The organism is Achromobacter deleyi, from assembly GCF_016127315.1.
Lineage (GTDB): Bacteria > Pseudomonadota > Gammaproteobacteria > Burkholderiales > Burkholderiaceae_B > Achromobacter > Achromobacter insuavis_A.
Map to the genome: position 1 here is coordinate 5,201,495 of NZ_CP065997.1, position 14,629 is coordinate 5,216,123.

Genomic DNA, 14,629 nt, shown 5'->3' on the forward strand with positions numbered 1-14,629 from the left:
GCGGTCATTCATCAATATGAAAAACCGCCTATCTGCTATGAGCCAGGATGATATCGCCGGGGCGCCGGCCAATGGCCGCCTGGCGCCCCGGCGGACCTGGCGTCAGGCGGCGGCGGTTTCCGCCTCCGCGGCGCCGGCGCCCACCGGCGCCACGGCCCGATGCGGCGGACGCGCCAGGCCGAGATGCTGGCGCAGCGTGGCGCCCTCGTACTCGCTGCGGAACAGGCCGCGGCGGCGCAGCTCCGGCAGCGCCAGTTCGATGAAGTCGTCCAGCCCGCCCGGCAGCCACGGCGACATGATGTTGAAGCCGTCGGCGCCGTCTTCCTCGAACCATTGCTGCAACTGATCGGCCACGCTCTGCGGCGTGCCGACCACCTGCTGGTGGCCGCGGGCGCCGGCGATGCGCAGGTACAGCTGGCGGATCGTCAGGTTGTCGCGCCGCGCCAGGTCGATCAGCAACAGCTGGCGGCTCTTGCCGCCGTTGGTCTCCGGAATGTCGGGCAGGGGCCCGTCGACCGGATAGCCCGACAGGTCGAAGCCGCCGATCATGTTGGACAGCAGCTGCACGCCGACGACCGGATGGATCAGGTCCTGCAGGCGCGCGAATTTCTCCTCGGCCTCGGCCTGGGTGCGGCCGATCACGGGGAAGATGCCGGGCATGATCTTGATATCGTCGGGATCGCGGCCATACTCGACGGCGCGGCCCTTGATGTCGCGGTAGAACGCCTGGGCCTCGTCGAAGGTCTGGTGCGCCACGAAGATGACCTCGGCGGTGCGCGCCGCCAGGTCGCGGCCGGCGGGCGAGGCGCCGGCCTGCACCACCACCGGCCGGCCCTGCGGCGAGCGCGACACGTTCAACGGCCCGCGCACCGAGAAATGCTCGCCGCGGTGGCGCAGTGGATGCAGCTTGGCCGGGTCGAAATACTGGCCGCTGGGCTTGTCGCGCAGGAAGGCGTCGTCCTCCCAGCTGTCCCACAGCCCCAGCACCACGTCGTGGAACTCGGCGGCGCGGGCGTAGCGGCGGGCGTGCTCGACGTGCTCGTCCAGATTGAAGTTCTGCGCCTCGCCCTGGCCGCTGGAGGTCACCAGGTTCCAGCCCGAGCGGCCGCCGCTGATGTGGTCGAGCGAGGCGAACTTGCGTGCCACGTGGTAGGGCTCGTTGTAGGTGGTCGAGACCGTGGCGATCAGGCCGATCTTCTCGGTCACCGCGGCCAGCGCCGACAGCAGCGTCAGCGGCTCGAAGTGGTCGCTGCGGGCGGTGCGCGACAGCGACGCCAGGTCGGTGTTGCGCACGCCGACCGAGTCGGCCAGGAAGATGGCGTCGAACTTGGCGGCCTCGGCGCGCCGCGCCAATTCGGCGTAGTGGCGGAAATTGACCGGCGCGTCGGCCTGGGCGTCGGGATGGCGCCAGGCGGCGATGTGATGGCCGGTCTGCATCAGGAAGGCGCCGAGCTTGATCTGGCGCGGGGAACGGGTCATGGGGATGACTCCAGCAATGGGGTGGCCGGCAACGCTGCCGGGGATCGGAACGGGAACCTCACCAGGCCATGCGCAGCGAGGCCAGCGAGGGCAATGCGGGCACGCCGGCGGTGGCGTCCACGCCCAGCGGCGGGCTGTCGTCGGCGGGCGCGCCGTCCGGCTCCAGGAAGTCGGACAGCACGTCGTCGCGCAGCTTGATGAAGCGCGGGTCGCTGCGGTTGCGGGCATGCGGCAGCGGCACGTCGACGATGCGGCGGATGCGCCCCGGGCGCGGCTGCATGATGACCACCCGGTCGCCCAGGTAGACCGCTTCCTCGACGTCGTGCGTCACCAGGATCATGGTGATGCGCTCCTTCTGCCAGATGCGCTGCAGTTCGGCCTGCAGGCGCGCGCGGGTCAGCGCGTCGAGCGCGCCAAAGGGTTCGTCCAGCAGCAGCACGCGTGGCCGGTTGACCAAGCCGCGGGCGATCGCCACGCGCTGCGCCATGCCGCCGGAGATCTGGTGCGGGTACGACTGTTCGAAGCCCTCCAGCCCGACCAGGGCGACGTGCTCGGCCACGCGGTCACGCTTTTCGGCGCTGGAAATGGCGGCGTTGCGCAGCCCCACGGCGATGTTCTGCGCCACCGTCAGCCACGGGAACAGGCGGTGGTCCTGGAACACGATGCCGCGTTCCGGCCCGGTGCCGCGCACCGGCTCGCCACCCAGCGTGATGGCGCCCTCATAGGTATCGTCCAGCCCCAGGATCAGGCGCAGCAGGGTGGACTTGCCGCAGCCGCTGGCGCCGACGATGGAAACGAACTGGCCGGCGGGAATGTCCAGGTCCACGCCTGTGAGCACCTGCAGCACGCCGCCTTCGGCCTGGGCGCTGGGATAGCGCTTGCCGACCGCCTGCAGCGACAGGTCCAGCGAAGAATGTTGAGCCATGCTTGAGTCTTCCTGCGGTTATTGGTCCTGCCCGCGCAGGCGCGCGAGCCGGCGTTCGGCCACGCGGGCCAGGGCATTCATGAGCCAGCCGATCACCCCGACCACGAACATGCCGAAGATCACCAGGTCCATCTGGAAATGTTCGCTGCCCTCGATCAGCAGGTTGCCGATGCCGACGCCCGCCACCAGCAGGTATTCGGCGCCGATGGTGGCCAGCCAGGAATAGATCAGCGCCAGGTAGACGCCGGTGAAGATGGCGGGCGCGGCGGCCGGCAGCACCACCTGGGCGAAGGTCTGCCAGCGGCTGTAGCCGTACACCCGCGCCACCTCCAGCAGCTTGGGCGGCGCGTTGCGCACGCCGTCGCAGGTGTTGACCACCACCGGCACCAGCGCCGCCAGCGACAGGAACACCACCTTGGCGGTGTCGCCCAGCCCGAACCACACCGAGATCAGCGGAATCCAGGCGAACAGCGAGATCTGCTTGAAGGTGTTGAAGCTGGGACCGACCAGCCGGTTGAACAGCGGCGACAGGCCCAGCAGCACCCCCAACACCAGGCCCGAAACGGTGCCGATGGCGAACCCGGTCAGCTCGCGGCCCAGGCTGGCGCCCAGCGCGCGCCACAGCTTGCCGCCGACGATCTGGTCGGCCGCGGTGGCCAGCACCTTGCCGGGCGAGACCAGCAGGGCCGAGTTCACCAGGTCGGCGCGGGCCAGCAGCCACCACAGCGCGATCGCCGCCACCGGCAGCGCCAGGCCGCGCCAGCGGCCGCCGCCGCGCACGGCCAGCGGTTGCGACAGCGCCAGCTCGGCCGCGTCGCGCGAGACAGGCGTCGGCGCGCTCATGGTTGCACCTGCGGGGCCGTGGCGGCGCCGCGGCGGCCGTGGATCAGGCGGGTCTCGGCCCAGTCCAGCAGCCGGTCGATGGCGTAGCCGATGGCGCCCACCACGATCACCGCGGCCATCACCAGGTCCAGCTGGAACAGCTGGCGGCCGTAGACGATCAGATAGCCCAGGCCTTCGCTGGAGGCCACCAGTTCGACCACCACCAGCGACAGCCAGGCCTTGGTGAAGCCCAGCCGCAGGCCGGTGAACAGCGTCGGCAATGCCAGCGGCACGACCACCTCCAGCACCTCCTGGCGCCGGCTGTAGCCATAGACCCGCGCCACTTCGCGCAGCGCCGGGCTGGCCTGGCGAAAGCCCTGCAGGGTGTTGAGCGTGACCGGCACCAGCGCCGCCTTGGCGATCAGGATGTACTTCAGCGGCTCGCCGATGCCGACGATCAGCAGCACGAACGGCAGCCAGGCCAGCACCGGGATCTGCACCAGCGCGTTGAAGGTCGGCAGCACGTAGGCCTCGAGCCGGCGAGACAGGCCCATGGCCGTGCCCAGCAGCAGCCCCAGCAGGCTGCCCAGCGCGAAGCCGACCAGCACCCGCTGCAGGCTGGCGCGGGTGTTGAGCCACAGGTCGCCGCTGGTGGCCAGGTCGCGCAGGGTGTCCCAGACGAAGGCCGGCGGCGGCAGCACCTGTGGCGAGATCCAGCCCTGGCTGGCGCCGGTCTGCCACAACGTCAGCAAGGCCAGCGGCAGCAGCCAGGGCGCGGCGGTCCAGGCCGCCTGGCGCGCCCAGGCCGGCGCCGGGGCCAGGCGCGGCAGGGCGGAGGAAGAGAGGGAAGGCAAGGCCATGGCGGCGCTCCGGTCAGCGCGCGGCGGCCTGGGCCGGTCCGGCGACCGGCTTGCCGGCAGCGTCGAAGGCGGTCCAGTAGCGCTCCAGCCCCTGCGCCTTGAGCGCGTTCTGCAGATAGCGCGGATCGAACCAGCCGTCCAGCGAGACCTCGCGGCGGATCAGCTTGAGCTTGGCGGCGTCGGCCACCACCGCCTTGTAGCGGGCGATGATGAAGTCGTCGATCAGCGGCGAATTGCGCGCGGCCAGGTCCTGCTTGTCGAACTCGGCCGCCCACGAGGCGTAGGGCACGCCGCTCTTTTCCCAGATCTTGAACAGGGCGTCGCGGTTCTTCTCGTCGGACGACCATTGCGCGGCGCGCACGAACACGTCCACCACCTTCTGCACCTGGGCGGGGTTCTCGCGCTCGAAGTCCTCGCGCACCAGCAGCGACGCCTGGCGGGTGTAGGCGGGGTCCTGGCCCTGGGTGCTGTAGATGACCTTGGCCAGGCCCTGGTCGCGCACCTTGAACCATTCGTAGCCGCCGAAGGCCGCGTCCACGCCGTTGGACACCAGCGCGGCCTGGGCGCTGCCCGCGTCCAGGTTCACCCCCTTGATGTCGCGCTCGGCCAGGCCGTGCGCGGCCAGCACGTTGATCGCCACCAGGTGGCCGTTGGTGCCGCGGAAGATCGACACCTTGCGGTCCTTCAGGTCCTCGATGGACTTGAGCGGGGAATTCGGTGGGGCCACCAGGTACAGGTTGTTGCGCGCGCCGCTGACCAGCAGCAGCTTGGTCTTCAGGCCGTTGGCGCGGCCCACCACCTGCGGCAGGTCGCCCTGGTAGGCGAAGTCGATCTGCTTGTTCGACAGCGCCTCGTTGACGGCCGGGCCGGCGCCCTTGAAGAACAGCCACTCGACCTTGACGCCGTCGGCGGCGAAGGCCTGCTCCAGCCACTGGTTGACGCGCACCACGCCGCCCGGCGAGCCGCCCCAGGTGATCGGGTCGCCGCCGCCGGCGGTGGCCACGCCGACGCGGATGACGTCGGCGGCCCGGGCGCTGCCGCTCAACGCCGCCAGGGCCACCAGGCCCAGCGCGGCAACGTGTTTGCTCAGGTTCATCAATGACTTCATGGAAAGACTCGTTCAGAAAGGAAACGGGCAACCCGCCGGCGCGACGCCGGCGGCGGACAACGGCAGCAACAGGCCGGCGTGGATCAGGCCGCGGCGCGGGCCGGGGTGGCGGCGAGCTTGCGTTCGATGGCGGTGCCCTGGAAGAAGGCCGGATTGGCCTCGGTGTAGAAGCGGTAGGGGTTGCCGAACACCAGCGCCTTGAAGTCTTGCGCGCTGATCACGCCCTGTTCGACCAGGTCCCAGCTTTCGGCCAGCGGCGCGGTCAGGTCGGGCACGTCCCAGTGGCCGATGTCCGAGGACCAGATGGCGTTGATCTTCACGCCGAGCGGATTGACCTTGTCGTTGAAGGCCGCCGCCACGGTGCGGTCGTCGGACTCCGAGCCGAAGTAGAAACTGTCGACCCAGCGCTTGCGAATGTCCTCGACCGATTCGATGCCGGCGGCGGCGAAGTCGTCCAGCTCGTCCGGATGCGGGTCGCGGCTATGCGGCAGGGCCGAGATGCCCAGGCTGTCGCGCAGCAACTGCTGCGGGTCGATGTCGCGGCCGCGGATGAAGTCGGCGCCATAGCGCTGAAACAGCTCGTGCAGCAGCGCCACGTCGGCGTTGGCCGGGTTGTAGTTCTGCACCGCGGCGCGGTTGCGCTTTTCCCAGCGGTCCACCAGATGGGTGTAGACGTGCGAGCCCCAATCGGCGCCGCCTTCCAGCAGCGCCACGCGCAGGTTCGGGAAGCGCCGCGTGACGCCGCCGAAGAACAGCGCCTTGGCGAAGGCCTGCGAGCCATCGGCGAAGTGGCCGATGTGGTTGAACATGTAGTTGCTGATGGAATGGCGGCCGGTCCAGCCCTGGCTGCCGTAGTGCGTGGTGACCGGCACGCCCAGCTCGACCACCTTGGCCCAGAACGGGTCGTAGTCGTACTCGCTGTCGATGCCATAGAAATCGATATAACTGGCGTGCTTGGCGATCTCGGGATAGTCGGCGGCGGGATACTTGCGCGCGATCGCCTTGATCGGCCGCTTCACGCCGCCGGCGATGTTGATGACCTTCAGCCCCAGGGTCTTGACCGCGAACTCAAGCTCCTCGATGCCTTCCTGCGGGGTGTTCAGCGGGATGCCGGCCACCGGCGTCAGGCGGTCGCTGTACTTGCGGTACTGGTCGGCATGGAAGTGGTTGATGGCGCGGTGCAGCGGCTGGCGGAACTCGTCGCCCGCGGCCAGCGGCGCCAGCACGTCGTTGGGGAACAGCACGGAGTAGTCCGCGCCTTGCTCGGCCAGGCGCTCGTTGAGCAGCTCGGGCAGGGTATAGGTGGCCAGGTCCAGCGTGTTGCGCGTGACCCGCGCCCACCAGGGCGAGCGCAGGGTGCGGTTGTCCTGGCGCTCGGCCGGCGTCTGCTGGTACCAGTCCTTGCCGCCGCTCTTGGTGGCGAAGCGCGAGCCCAGCGCCTTGCGCAGCGCATCCACCAGCTTGCCGCCGCCGTAGTGCTGGACGTAGTCCTCCAGGACCGGCGCGTAATCGTTGACGTGCACGTCGGTGTCGATCACCGGGTAGTCCAGGGTCGCCTTGACGGCGGCGGACCGTGACGCGTGGCTCGGGTGCAAAGGCTGGTTCATGCTGGCGCTCTCCGTGGGTCGTATCGCGAGGCGCAGGGGAAGTCCCTGCTTGCCTGGCAAACATTACGGGAGCGCCGCGCGGCGCCCAACGAAGGATTGGTTGTTTAGTTGTGCGTCATGACCAAATAACCAGCAGTCACGGCGGGCGGGCCAGCCGCCGCGCCAGCGAGCGGGCTTCGCGCACGGTCTGCGTGAACGGATCGGGCCGCGTCGCAATAGGCGCCGAATACCGCTTTGCCGTCCAGCAGGTGGATGACGGGATGCAGGCCGTTGGCCCGGGGGCTAGCCGGGCGGCTCACCATTTGTAGCGCACCGAACCGACGATCTGCCGTCCCTGGCCCAGGTAGCAATAGCCGCCGCTGCAAGCCTGCACCTGCTTGTCGGCCAGGTTCTGCACGCTCAGGCGCGCCTGCCACCCCTTGAGCGCCGGATGCGCGTAGCCGGGCTCGTAGCTCACCGACACATCGAACAGCGTGGCCGCTGGATTGCGCATGAGGTTGAGCTTGTCGCCATAGCTGGCGCCGATGTAGCGCGCGCCCGCGCCCAGCCCAAGACCGGCCAGCGGGCCTTGCGGCAGTCTGTAGTCGAGCCACAGGCTGGCCAGGTGGCGCGGCTGGTAGGACGGCACCTTGCCGATCTCCGCCGGGTTGTTGCTCTTGATCACCTCGCCACGGTTGTAGCTGTAGCTGGCGATCAATTGGACGCCGCGCTCCAGGTCGGCCAGGCTTTCCAGTTCGAGGCCGGTGGAGCGGATGGTGCCAGCCAGTTCCGACCAGGGTTGGGCGGGAACGACGCGGGCCGCGTCCTTTTCCTCGATACGGTAGGCGGCCAGCGTCACATAGCTGTGCGAACCGGGCGGCTGGTACTTGATGCCGGCCTCGACCTGCTCGCCATGGGTCGGGTCGAGCACCTCGCCGGTCCGGGTAAGGCCGGTGTTGGGGATGAACGAGGTGGAATAGTTCATGTACGGCGCCAGGCCGTTGTCGGCCAGGTACAGCGCGCCGGCCTGCCAGGTGAAGGCATGGTCGGACTTGACCGTGGCGGGCTTGCTGCGGTTCAGCAGGTTGCGTTTGTCATGGCGCAGCGTGTCATAGCGGCCGCCCAGCGTCATGCGCCAGTTGCCCACCGAAGCCTGGTCGGACAGGTAGAACCCGTGCTGTGAATTGCGTTGCAACGACGATGAAAGGTTCGTCGGCGAGGTCGGTCGCGACACGTTGCCGTACTGGGGATTGTCCAGGTCCAGCGTGGGGTAGCCGGTCAGATAGCCATTGCCCTGACTCCATTTCAGCCACTGGTAGTCGAAGCCGGTCAGCAGGCTGTGGGCGACTTGGCTGGTGTTGAACCGCACGGTCGCGTTGTTATCCACCGACACGTTCTTGACCATGCTTTTGATGCTCCAGGCGTTGCGCTTGAGCAGGCGGGTACCCGGCTCCAGGCCGGCGCCGCTCAGATATCGCGCGTCCAGGTCGATACGGCCGTGGCGCAATTGCTGGCGCAGCGTGACGTTCTGGCCCAGGCGATGCTCCAGCTCGTAGCCGATCTGGTATTGCGTCTGGCGCTGGTGATCGTAGCGCGGATCGCTGACGCGGATCTTGGTGACCTTGCCGTTTTCGACGTAGTTGCCGACGCTGGCGTCGGTTTCGTCCTTCAGGTATTGGCCCAGCAGCGTCAGCGTGGTGTGCTCGCCCAGGCGGAACTCGAACGACGGCGCGAACAGGTCGCGGTCGTCGGCGATCATGCGTTCGGTCTCGCCGCGGCGCATCAGGCCGATCACGCGAAAGCGCGCCGTGCCCGCCTCGTTGATGTCGTCGCCGATGTCGAAGGCGGCCTGCTTGCGATCATGGGTCATGCCTTGGAGCATGATCTCGTGGACCGGCTCGGGGCCGGGCCGCTTCGAGATCCGGTTGACCATGCCGCCCGGCGTGCCCTGGCCGTAGAGCACCGACATCGGGCCCTTGACGATGTCGACGCGTTCCAGCGCGTAGGGCTCGGTGCGGAAGTAGGCGTAAGAGCCCGGCGTCTGGCGCAGGCCGTCCAGATAGTCGCCGGTGGTGTTGACCGAGAAACCGCGGATCGAGATCTGGTCGAAGCGCGGATCGAACCCGGCGCTGCCCGTGCCGACGCCGGCCGAATAGCGCACCGCCTCGATCATCGAGGTGGCGCCGCGGGCGTCCATCTGCGCGCGGGTCACCACGCTGACCGAGCGCGGCGTCTCCATCAGCGAGGTATCGCTCTTGAAGGCGCTGCCGCTGGCCCGCGCCACGAAGGCGTCCGCGTCGCGGGCGGCGGCGCCGACCACCGCGATCGGCGCCAGCGTGGCCGGCCCCGACGCCTGCGGCTGCAGCACATACTGTCCGTCCGGCGTGCGCGCGGCGGCCAGGCCGCTGCCGGCCAGCAGCGCGGCCAGCGCCTCCGGCACCGTGTAGCGGCCGGACAGGCCCGGGCTGGTCTTGCCCTGCGTCAAGGGCATCGCGCCGCCGAGCGGCACGCCCGCCGCCAGGCCGAAGGCATTGAGCGCCTCGGTCATGGGGCCGGCGGGGATCTGGTAGGCGCGGCGGCCATCGGCCGCGGCGGGCGCGGGCTGGGCCAGCGTGGGCAGGGCCGGCGCCAGGCCGGCCAGCGCCAGGCTGGCGGCCAGCAGCCAGGGACGCAGCCCTTGGGGCGAGGGAGAAGAGGGGGGCAAAGCGTAAGCGCGTGTCATGACGGTTCCGTATTCGTGCATCGGCGAGCGGGACGGCGATGAATGGCGGTCCCGCACTTACCAGATCGAACGAAACGGAAAAAAGGGAAGGCCGGCGTTCACGCCGGCGCCAACGTGGTCCACCAGGGCAGCTTCTGTTCCACCCGCAGGGACAGCGCGCGGGCCAGCAATTGCAGCGTGCGGTCGGGGTCGTCCAGCGGATAGGTGCCCATCACGCGCAGGCCGGCGACCTCGGGCGCCACGCCCAGGTGGCCGTGGCGGTAGCGCGCCAGCTCGGCCACCAGATCCGCCAGGCGCATGTCATTGGCCACGAGCATGCCGCGGGTCCAGGCGCCGGCGCCGGGGGCGGCGAGGTCCGGGCGGCCGATGCCGTCGGCGCTGAACGAGACCTGGCCGCCGGCGGACAGCGCCAGCGTGTCGCCACGGATGGCGCTGCGGATCTCGACCGTGCCTTCGAACACGGCCAGCCGCGCCGCATTCGCCAGCAGCCGCAGGTTGAAGCGCGCGGCGCGCGTGCGCAGCCGGCCATGGGGAGTGGCCACCACGAACGGCCGCGCGGCGTCGATGGCGTTCACGAGGATCTCGCCGCGCAGCAGCGTCAGGCGGCGTTCGGCCGGCCCGTCGTCGAAGTCGACGGCGCTGCCGGTGTTCAGCCACAGCGCGCTGCCATCGGCCAGCCGCCATTCTCGGACCTGTCCGACGGCGCTGCGGTAGTCGGCCGCCAGCGCCAGCAGTTCGTCGCGCAGCGGGGTATGACGCCAGGCCAGCCAGCCGCCCAGCAGCCCGCCGGACAGCAACGCCAGCGTGCGCAGATGGCGGCGGCGCGGCGGCGCCAGCGCCGCCTGCAGGCCGGCCGAGGCCGCGCGCGGTTCGCTGGCGCGCAGCGGCGCGAAGCGCTGGCTGACGGATTCGATATAGCCCCAGGCGGCCTGGTGGCGCGGGCTGCGGTCGAGCCAGGCGCGCCACTGCTGCCAGTCGGCGCTGTCGGCGGCGTCATCGTGCAGCCGCACGTACCAGTCGGCGGCCTGCTCCAGGCTGCGGTGGTCGGCGGCGCCGAGCGGGGCGCCGGGCAGCGTGGGCGAGGCCATGGCTAGGACGCCGCCGGCGCGCGCGAGGACGAGGCTGGAAAATGCCGGGGTTGCGCCGCGGCCTGGTATGACGCCTCCAGCAGCGCGCAGTGCAGCAGGGCGCGCGCCAGATAGCTCTTGATGGTGCGTTCCGAAACCCCCAGTTCGGCGGCGATGTCGCGGTACTTCATGCCATCGACCTGCGCCAGGATGAAGGCCCGCGCGACCTTGGGCGGCAGTTGTTGCAGCATCTGCGCGGCCTGCAGCAGGGTCTCGACGATGATGGCCTGCTGCTCCGCCGACGGCGCGGTGGCGCCGGCGCAGGTGCCGAGCGTATCGAGCCAGGCGCGCTCGACTTCCTGGCGCCGCCACAGATCGATGCACATGCCATTGCCCATGCTGCGCAGGTAGGCGCGCGCGCCCTGTGGGGTGTCGAAGGCGCGCGGCGCGGCCAGCAGGCGAGCGAAGGCGTCATGCGCCAGGTCGGCGGCGTCGAAGGCGTTGCCGAGCCGGCGTAGCAGCCAGCCGCGCAGCCAGCCGTGGTGCGCCTGGTACAGGCTGTGGATGTCCGGGGAGCGGGAATCGGAGCTCATGGCGGGGGAGAGGGGCGGAAACCCCCGCGAGTATAACAATAACGATTATCAATTACACGATTGCCTGATTGCGCGGCAAGCCCCGCTCCGCGCCGTCGTGGCGCGGAGCGGGCCGCCGGCATCAGGTGCTACGGCGCGAAGTCAGCCACTGCGACGGCAGCAGGGCATGGTCGACGATCCGCACTTCGCCGATGCTGCCGAAGAAGCCGTCGGCGCGCGCGCCGTCCCACGATCCGGCGCCGATCACCCAGGGCATGTTGGCCGCCAGCGTCGCCAGGCCCGGCGCGTCCGAGGTGTTGCGCAGCACCGGCGCGCCCTCGACGTACAGGATGGTCTCGTGGGTGGTGTTGTCGTTGACGATGGCCACGTGCATCCACTTGTCGGCGATGATCTCGCCCGACCAGTTGGTCTTGGCGTCGCGGGCGCCGGTGCGCTCGGGCACCACTTCCCACTGGATCTCGCGCAGGCTCGAGATGGCGAACAGCAGCGGCGGCGATTCGGGGTCGCCGCCGTTGAAGCCGGTCAGGCTGCCGCGCTTGCCGTCGCGCGTCATGATGTTCATCCACGCATGTTTCTGCGCGGTCCAGTCGCGGTCGATCTTGATGAAGGCTTCGACGGTGTAGCCGTTGGGCACCGTCTCGGCGTTCAGCGCGGCCGTGGTGGCGGTGGTGAAGTAGCTCATGCGCGGGGTGTTCTTGTCGGTGTTCAGGAAGCGCACCGAGCCGGGCGCCGCCGACAGGTAGTGGTGGTCGTTGGACCACACCACGTCACCCAGTTGCGCGCCGACCACGCCGTCGATGTTCAGCGTCGCGCGGCTGACCGGGTTGTTGCCGGTGCGGTCCTGGATCACCTGGCCCATCGGCACCGGCTGGCCATCGGCGCCGCCGAAGAAGCGCCAGTGCGCCAGCGTGCCGGACACCTGCGGGTAGTCCTCGCTGTCGGCCGCGGGCTTCTGCGTGGTGATGGCCGGGTCGGTGTAGTTGGCCAGGATCAGGGCGCGCGCCTGTTCGACCAGCGACGTGTGCGTGGGCGCGGCGGCCTTGAAGTCCTTGTTGAAGCGGGCGAAACGCTTGGCGAAGTCCATCTTGATGGTGAACTCCTCGTTGGCGCCGGTCAGCACCGCCTGGTCGAAGGCGTTGAGCGTGGCCCGGGGCTTTTGCGGCACCCACGGCGAGAACGACAGCACGCGGATCTCGTTGTCGCTCAGGTCGAACTCGTACAGGCGCATCAGGCCGTTGCCGCCCTGGTAGGCCATCTGGTAGTCCACCACCATTTCCTCGACCGGATTGCCGAAGGCGTTCATCTTGGTCAGGTGCGCCGCGCCGTGGTAGTGGCCGTTCAGCGTCATGAAGATCTGGTCGTTGTCGCGGATCAGCTTGTCCCACAGCATCAGGCCGTAGGGCACTTCCAGCGGGGTGACGCCGTCCTTGTCGATGTTGAGCAGCTGGTGGTTGACCAGGATCACCGGCAGCGTCGGATTGGCGCGGATCACCTGGTTGGCCCAGGCCAGTCCGGCGTCGGAAATGCGCCACGATAGCGACAGCACCATGAACTTCTGGCCCTCGGCCTGGAAGATGTGATATTCGTGGAAGCCGCTGGGATCGCGCCCGCCGAAGGTGGCCTGCTTGCTGGCGCGGTCGGTACCGAAAGTCTGCAGATAGGGTTCCGCGGCCAGGTTGCGCTGCGCGTCGGTGGCGCTGCCCTGGCTGCTGGGGTCGACGTAGTCGCGATCCAGGATCACGTCGTGGTTGCCCGCCAGGATCGAGTAGGGCACCTTGGCATCTTCCAGGATCTTCATGGCCTTGCTGGCCACGGTCCACTGGTCGGGCTTGCCTTGCTGGTCGACCACGTCGCCCAGGTGGATCAGGAACGGAATGTCGAGCGACTTGGCGTGGTCGGCGACCCACTGCGTCTGGGCCTTGTAGGGCTCGCTGCCGTACTTGCGCATGAACTGCTGGTTCTCGGCGTCGGTGGCATAGCGCGAGTAGAACTGCGTGTCCGGCAGCACCGCGACGGCGAAGCTGGAGATGTTCCTGGGCGGCGGGCGGCTTATAGCCATATAGCGCCAGGTTGGTTCGCCTGGCCGCCGGGGCGCGCTATCTTTTTCGTTTCGGCGAAAACAGGGTTCTTGTCATGCCAGCGCAACGTCAACTCAAGCTGGGCGCGTTCATGCGCCCCGTCAGCATCCACACCGGCGCCTGGCGCTACCCCGGCGCCCAGCGCGACGCCAATTTCAACTTCGAGCACCTCAAGCGCTACGCCCAGGCGCTGGAACGGGCGCGCTTCGACGCGTTCTTCATGGCGGACCACCTGGCGCTGCTGAACATGCCGATCGAGGCGCTCAAGCGCAGCCATACCGCCACCTCGTTCGAGCCGTTCACGCTGCTGTCCGCGCTGAGCCAGGCGACCGAGCGGCTGGGGCTGGTGGCGACCGCGTCGACCACCTTCGACGAACCGTTCCACGTGGCGCGGCGCTTCGCCTCGCTCGACCACCTGAGCCAGGGGCGCGCCGGCTGGAACATCGTGACCACCTCCAATCCCGACGCCGCGCTCAATTTCGGCCGCACCGAACAGCCCGACCATGCCCGGCGCTATGCCCGCGCCCGCGAGTTCTACGACGTGGTCACGGGCCTGTGGGACAGCTGGGCCGACGACGCCTTCATCCGCGACGCCGACAGCGGCATCTATTTCGATCCGGCGCGCCTGCGCACGCTGGATCACCGCGGCGAACACCTGTCGGTGCGCGGGCCGCTGCACATCGCGCGGCCGGTGCAGGGTTGGCCGGTGATCGTGCAGGCCGGCGCCTCCGAGCCCGGCCGGCAGCTGGCGGCGGAGACCGCCGAGGTGGTGTTCGCCGCGTCCGGCACGATCGAGGATGGCCAGCGCTTCTACGCCGACGTCAAGGGGCGCATGGACGCCTTGGGGCGCGACCGCGACCATCTCAAGATCCTGCCCGGCGTGCTGGTGGTGGTGGGCGACACCGAGGGCGAGGCGCGGGCCATCCGGGCACGCCTGGACAGCCTGGTGCACTACGAAAGCGCGATCGCCTCGCTGTCGGTCGCGCTGGGCTGCGACGCCTCGCGCTTCGATCCGGACGCGCCGCTGCCGCCGTTGCCCGAGACCAACGCCAGCAAGAGCAGCCAGGAGCGCGTGCTGCGCCTGGCCGAGCGCGAATCGCTCACGGTGCGCCAGCTGGCGCAGCGCCTGGGCGGCTATGGCGGGTTGGCGATGGTCGGCACCGCCGCGGGCATCGCCGACCAGATGCAGGAATGGCTGGAGACCGAGGCCTCCGACGGCTTCAACGTCATGTTCCCGTGGCTGCCCGGCGGCCTGGACGCTTTCGTCGGCCAGGTCGTGCCGGAATTGCAGCGGCGCGGCATCTTCCGGCGCGAGTACGAGGGCCGCACCCTGCGCGAAAACCTGGGCCTTCCGCGTCCGGCCAACCGCCATTTCACGCCGTGACGGGC

11 protein-coding genes are annotated in these 14,629 nt (G+C 69.4%); 1 reads left to right on the forward strand and 10 read right to left on the reverse strand.

Annotated elements, in window-relative coordinates; genetic code table 11:
• Positions 1-102: 102 nt before the first annotated feature.
• The 10 genes from I6I07_RS23410 to I6I07_RS23455 form a co-directional block, all read right to left on the reverse strand.
• On the reverse strand, positions 103-1,479 hold the full coding sequence (locus I6I07_RS23410) for an LLM class flavin-dependent oxidoreductase (RefSeq protein ID WP_198483923.1): 1,377 nt from the start codon (positions 1,477-1,479) through the stop codon (positions 103-105).
• Positions 1,480-1,537: 58 nt separating this feature from the next.
• A complete protein-coding gene (locus tag I6I07_RS23415; RefSeq protein WP_198483924.1) occupies positions 1,538-2,404 on the reverse strand; it encodes an ABC transporter ATP-binding protein in 867 nt (288 codons plus the stop codon).
• Between the two features lie 18 nt (positions 2,405-2,422).
• Positions 2,423-3,247 carry an ABC transporter permease gene (locus I6I07_RS23420; protein ID WP_198483925.1) on the reverse strand — a complete coding sequence of 275 codons (825 nt, stop codon included), beginning with the start codon at positions 3,245-3,247 and terminating at the stop codon, positions 2,423-2,425.
• Positions 3,244-4,086, reverse strand: a complete 843-nt coding sequence (locus I6I07_RS23425) for an ABC transporter permease (protein WP_198483926.1) — start codon at positions 4,084-4,086, stop codon at positions 3,244-3,246. Before I6I07_RS23425 ends, I6I07_RS23420 begins: the two co-directional genes overlap by 4 nt.
• 13 nt (positions 4,087-4,099) lie before the next feature.
• Positions 4,100-5,194, reverse strand: coding sequence for an ABC transporter substrate-binding protein (locus I6I07_RS23430; protein ID WP_198483927.1), 1,095 nt, complete (start codon positions 5,192-5,194; stop codon positions 4,100-4,102).
• A gap of 83 nt (positions 5,195-5,277) precedes the next feature.
• Positions 5,278-6,801: an amidohydrolase family protein gene (locus I6I07_RS23435; RefSeq protein WP_198483928.1), complete on the reverse strand. Its 1,524-nt coding sequence runs from the start codon at positions 6,799-6,801 to the stop codon at positions 5,278-5,280.
• Between the two features lie 295 nt (positions 6,802-7,096).
• Complete coding sequence (locus I6I07_RS23440) at positions 7,097-9,502, reverse strand: TonB-dependent siderophore receptor (RefSeq protein ID WP_198483929.1); 2,406 nt, start codon at positions 9,500-9,502, stop codon at positions 7,097-7,099.
• A 98-nt stretch (positions 9,503-9,600) separates the two neighbouring features.
• Positions 9,601-10,590: a FecR family protein gene (locus I6I07_RS23445; protein ID WP_198483930.1), complete on the reverse strand. Its 990-nt coding sequence runs from the start codon at positions 10,588-10,590 to the stop codon at positions 9,601-9,603.
• Positions 10,591-10,592: 2 nt separating this feature from the next.
• On the reverse strand, positions 10,593-11,162 hold the full coding sequence (locus I6I07_RS23450) for a sigma-70 family RNA polymerase sigma factor (RefSeq protein ID WP_198483931.1): 570 nt from the start codon (positions 11,160-11,162) through the stop codon (positions 10,593-10,595).
• A 121-nt stretch (positions 11,163-11,283) separates the two neighbouring features.
• Positions 11,284-13,221, reverse strand: coding sequence for a LamG-like jellyroll fold domain-containing protein (locus I6I07_RS23455; protein ID WP_232625704.1), 1,938 nt, complete (start codon positions 13,219-13,221; stop codon positions 11,284-11,286).
• A gap of 74 nt (positions 13,222-13,295) precedes the next feature.
• On the opposite strand from I6I07_RS23455, the gene I6I07_RS23460 reads away from it, so the two are divergent.
• The gene (locus tag I6I07_RS23460) at positions 13,296-14,624 is read left to right on the forward strand and encodes an LLM class flavin-dependent oxidoreductase (RefSeq protein WP_198483932.1); all 1,329 of its coding nucleotides are present in this window, start codon (positions 13,296-13,298) and stop codon (positions 14,622-14,624) included.
• The last annotated feature ends 5 nt before the right edge of the window (positions 14,625-14,629 follow it).

What these genes read in the sequence shown, in the direction of transcription:
- I6I07_RS23430 (WP_198483927.1), bottom strand. Translation starts at nt 5,194, where the DNA reads ATGAAGTCATTGATGAACCTGAGCAAACACGTTGCCGCGCTGGGCCTG.
- I6I07_RS23460 (WP_198483932.1), top strand. Translation starts at nt 13,296, where the DNA reads ATGCCAGCGCAACGTCAACTCAAGCTGGGCGCGTTCATGCGCCCCGTC.
- I6I07_RS23410 (WP_198483923.1), bottom strand. Translation starts at nt 1,479, where the DNA reads ATGACCCGTTCCCCGCGCCAGATCAAGCTCGGCGCCTTCCTGATGCAG.
- I6I07_RS23450 (WP_198483931.1), bottom strand. Translation starts at nt 11,162, where the DNA reads ATGAGCTCCGATTCCCGCTCCCCGGACATCCACAGCCTGTACCAGGCG.
- I6I07_RS23425 (WP_198483926.1), bottom strand. Translation starts at nt 4,086, where the DNA reads ATGGCCTTGCCTTCCCTCTCTTCCTCCGCCCTGCCGCGCCTGGCCCCG.
- I6I07_RS23445 (WP_198483930.1), bottom strand. Translation starts at nt 10,590, where the DNA reads ATGGCCTCGCCCACGCTGCCCGGCGCCCCGCTCGGCGCCGCCGACCAC.
- I6I07_RS23455 (WP_232625704.1), bottom strand. Translation starts at nt 13,221, where the DNA reads ATGGCTATAAGCCGCCCGCCGCCCAGGAACATCTCCAGCTTCGCCGTC.
- I6I07_RS23415 (WP_198483924.1), bottom strand. Translation starts at nt 2,404, where the DNA reads ATGGCTCAACATTCTTCGCTGGACCTGTCGCTGCAGGCGGTCGGCAAG.
- I6I07_RS23440 (WP_198483929.1), bottom strand. Translation starts at nt 9,502, where the DNA reads ATGACACGCGCTTACGCTTTGCCCCCCTCTTCTCCCTCGCCCCAAGGG.
- I6I07_RS23420 (WP_198483925.1), bottom strand. Translation starts at nt 3,247, where the DNA reads ATGAGCGCGCCGACGCCTGTCTCGCGCGACGCGGCCGAGCTGGCGCTG.
- I6I07_RS23435 (WP_198483928.1), bottom strand. Translation starts at nt 6,801, where the DNA reads ATGAACCAGCCTTTGCACCCGAGCCACGCGTCACGGTCCGCCGCCGTC.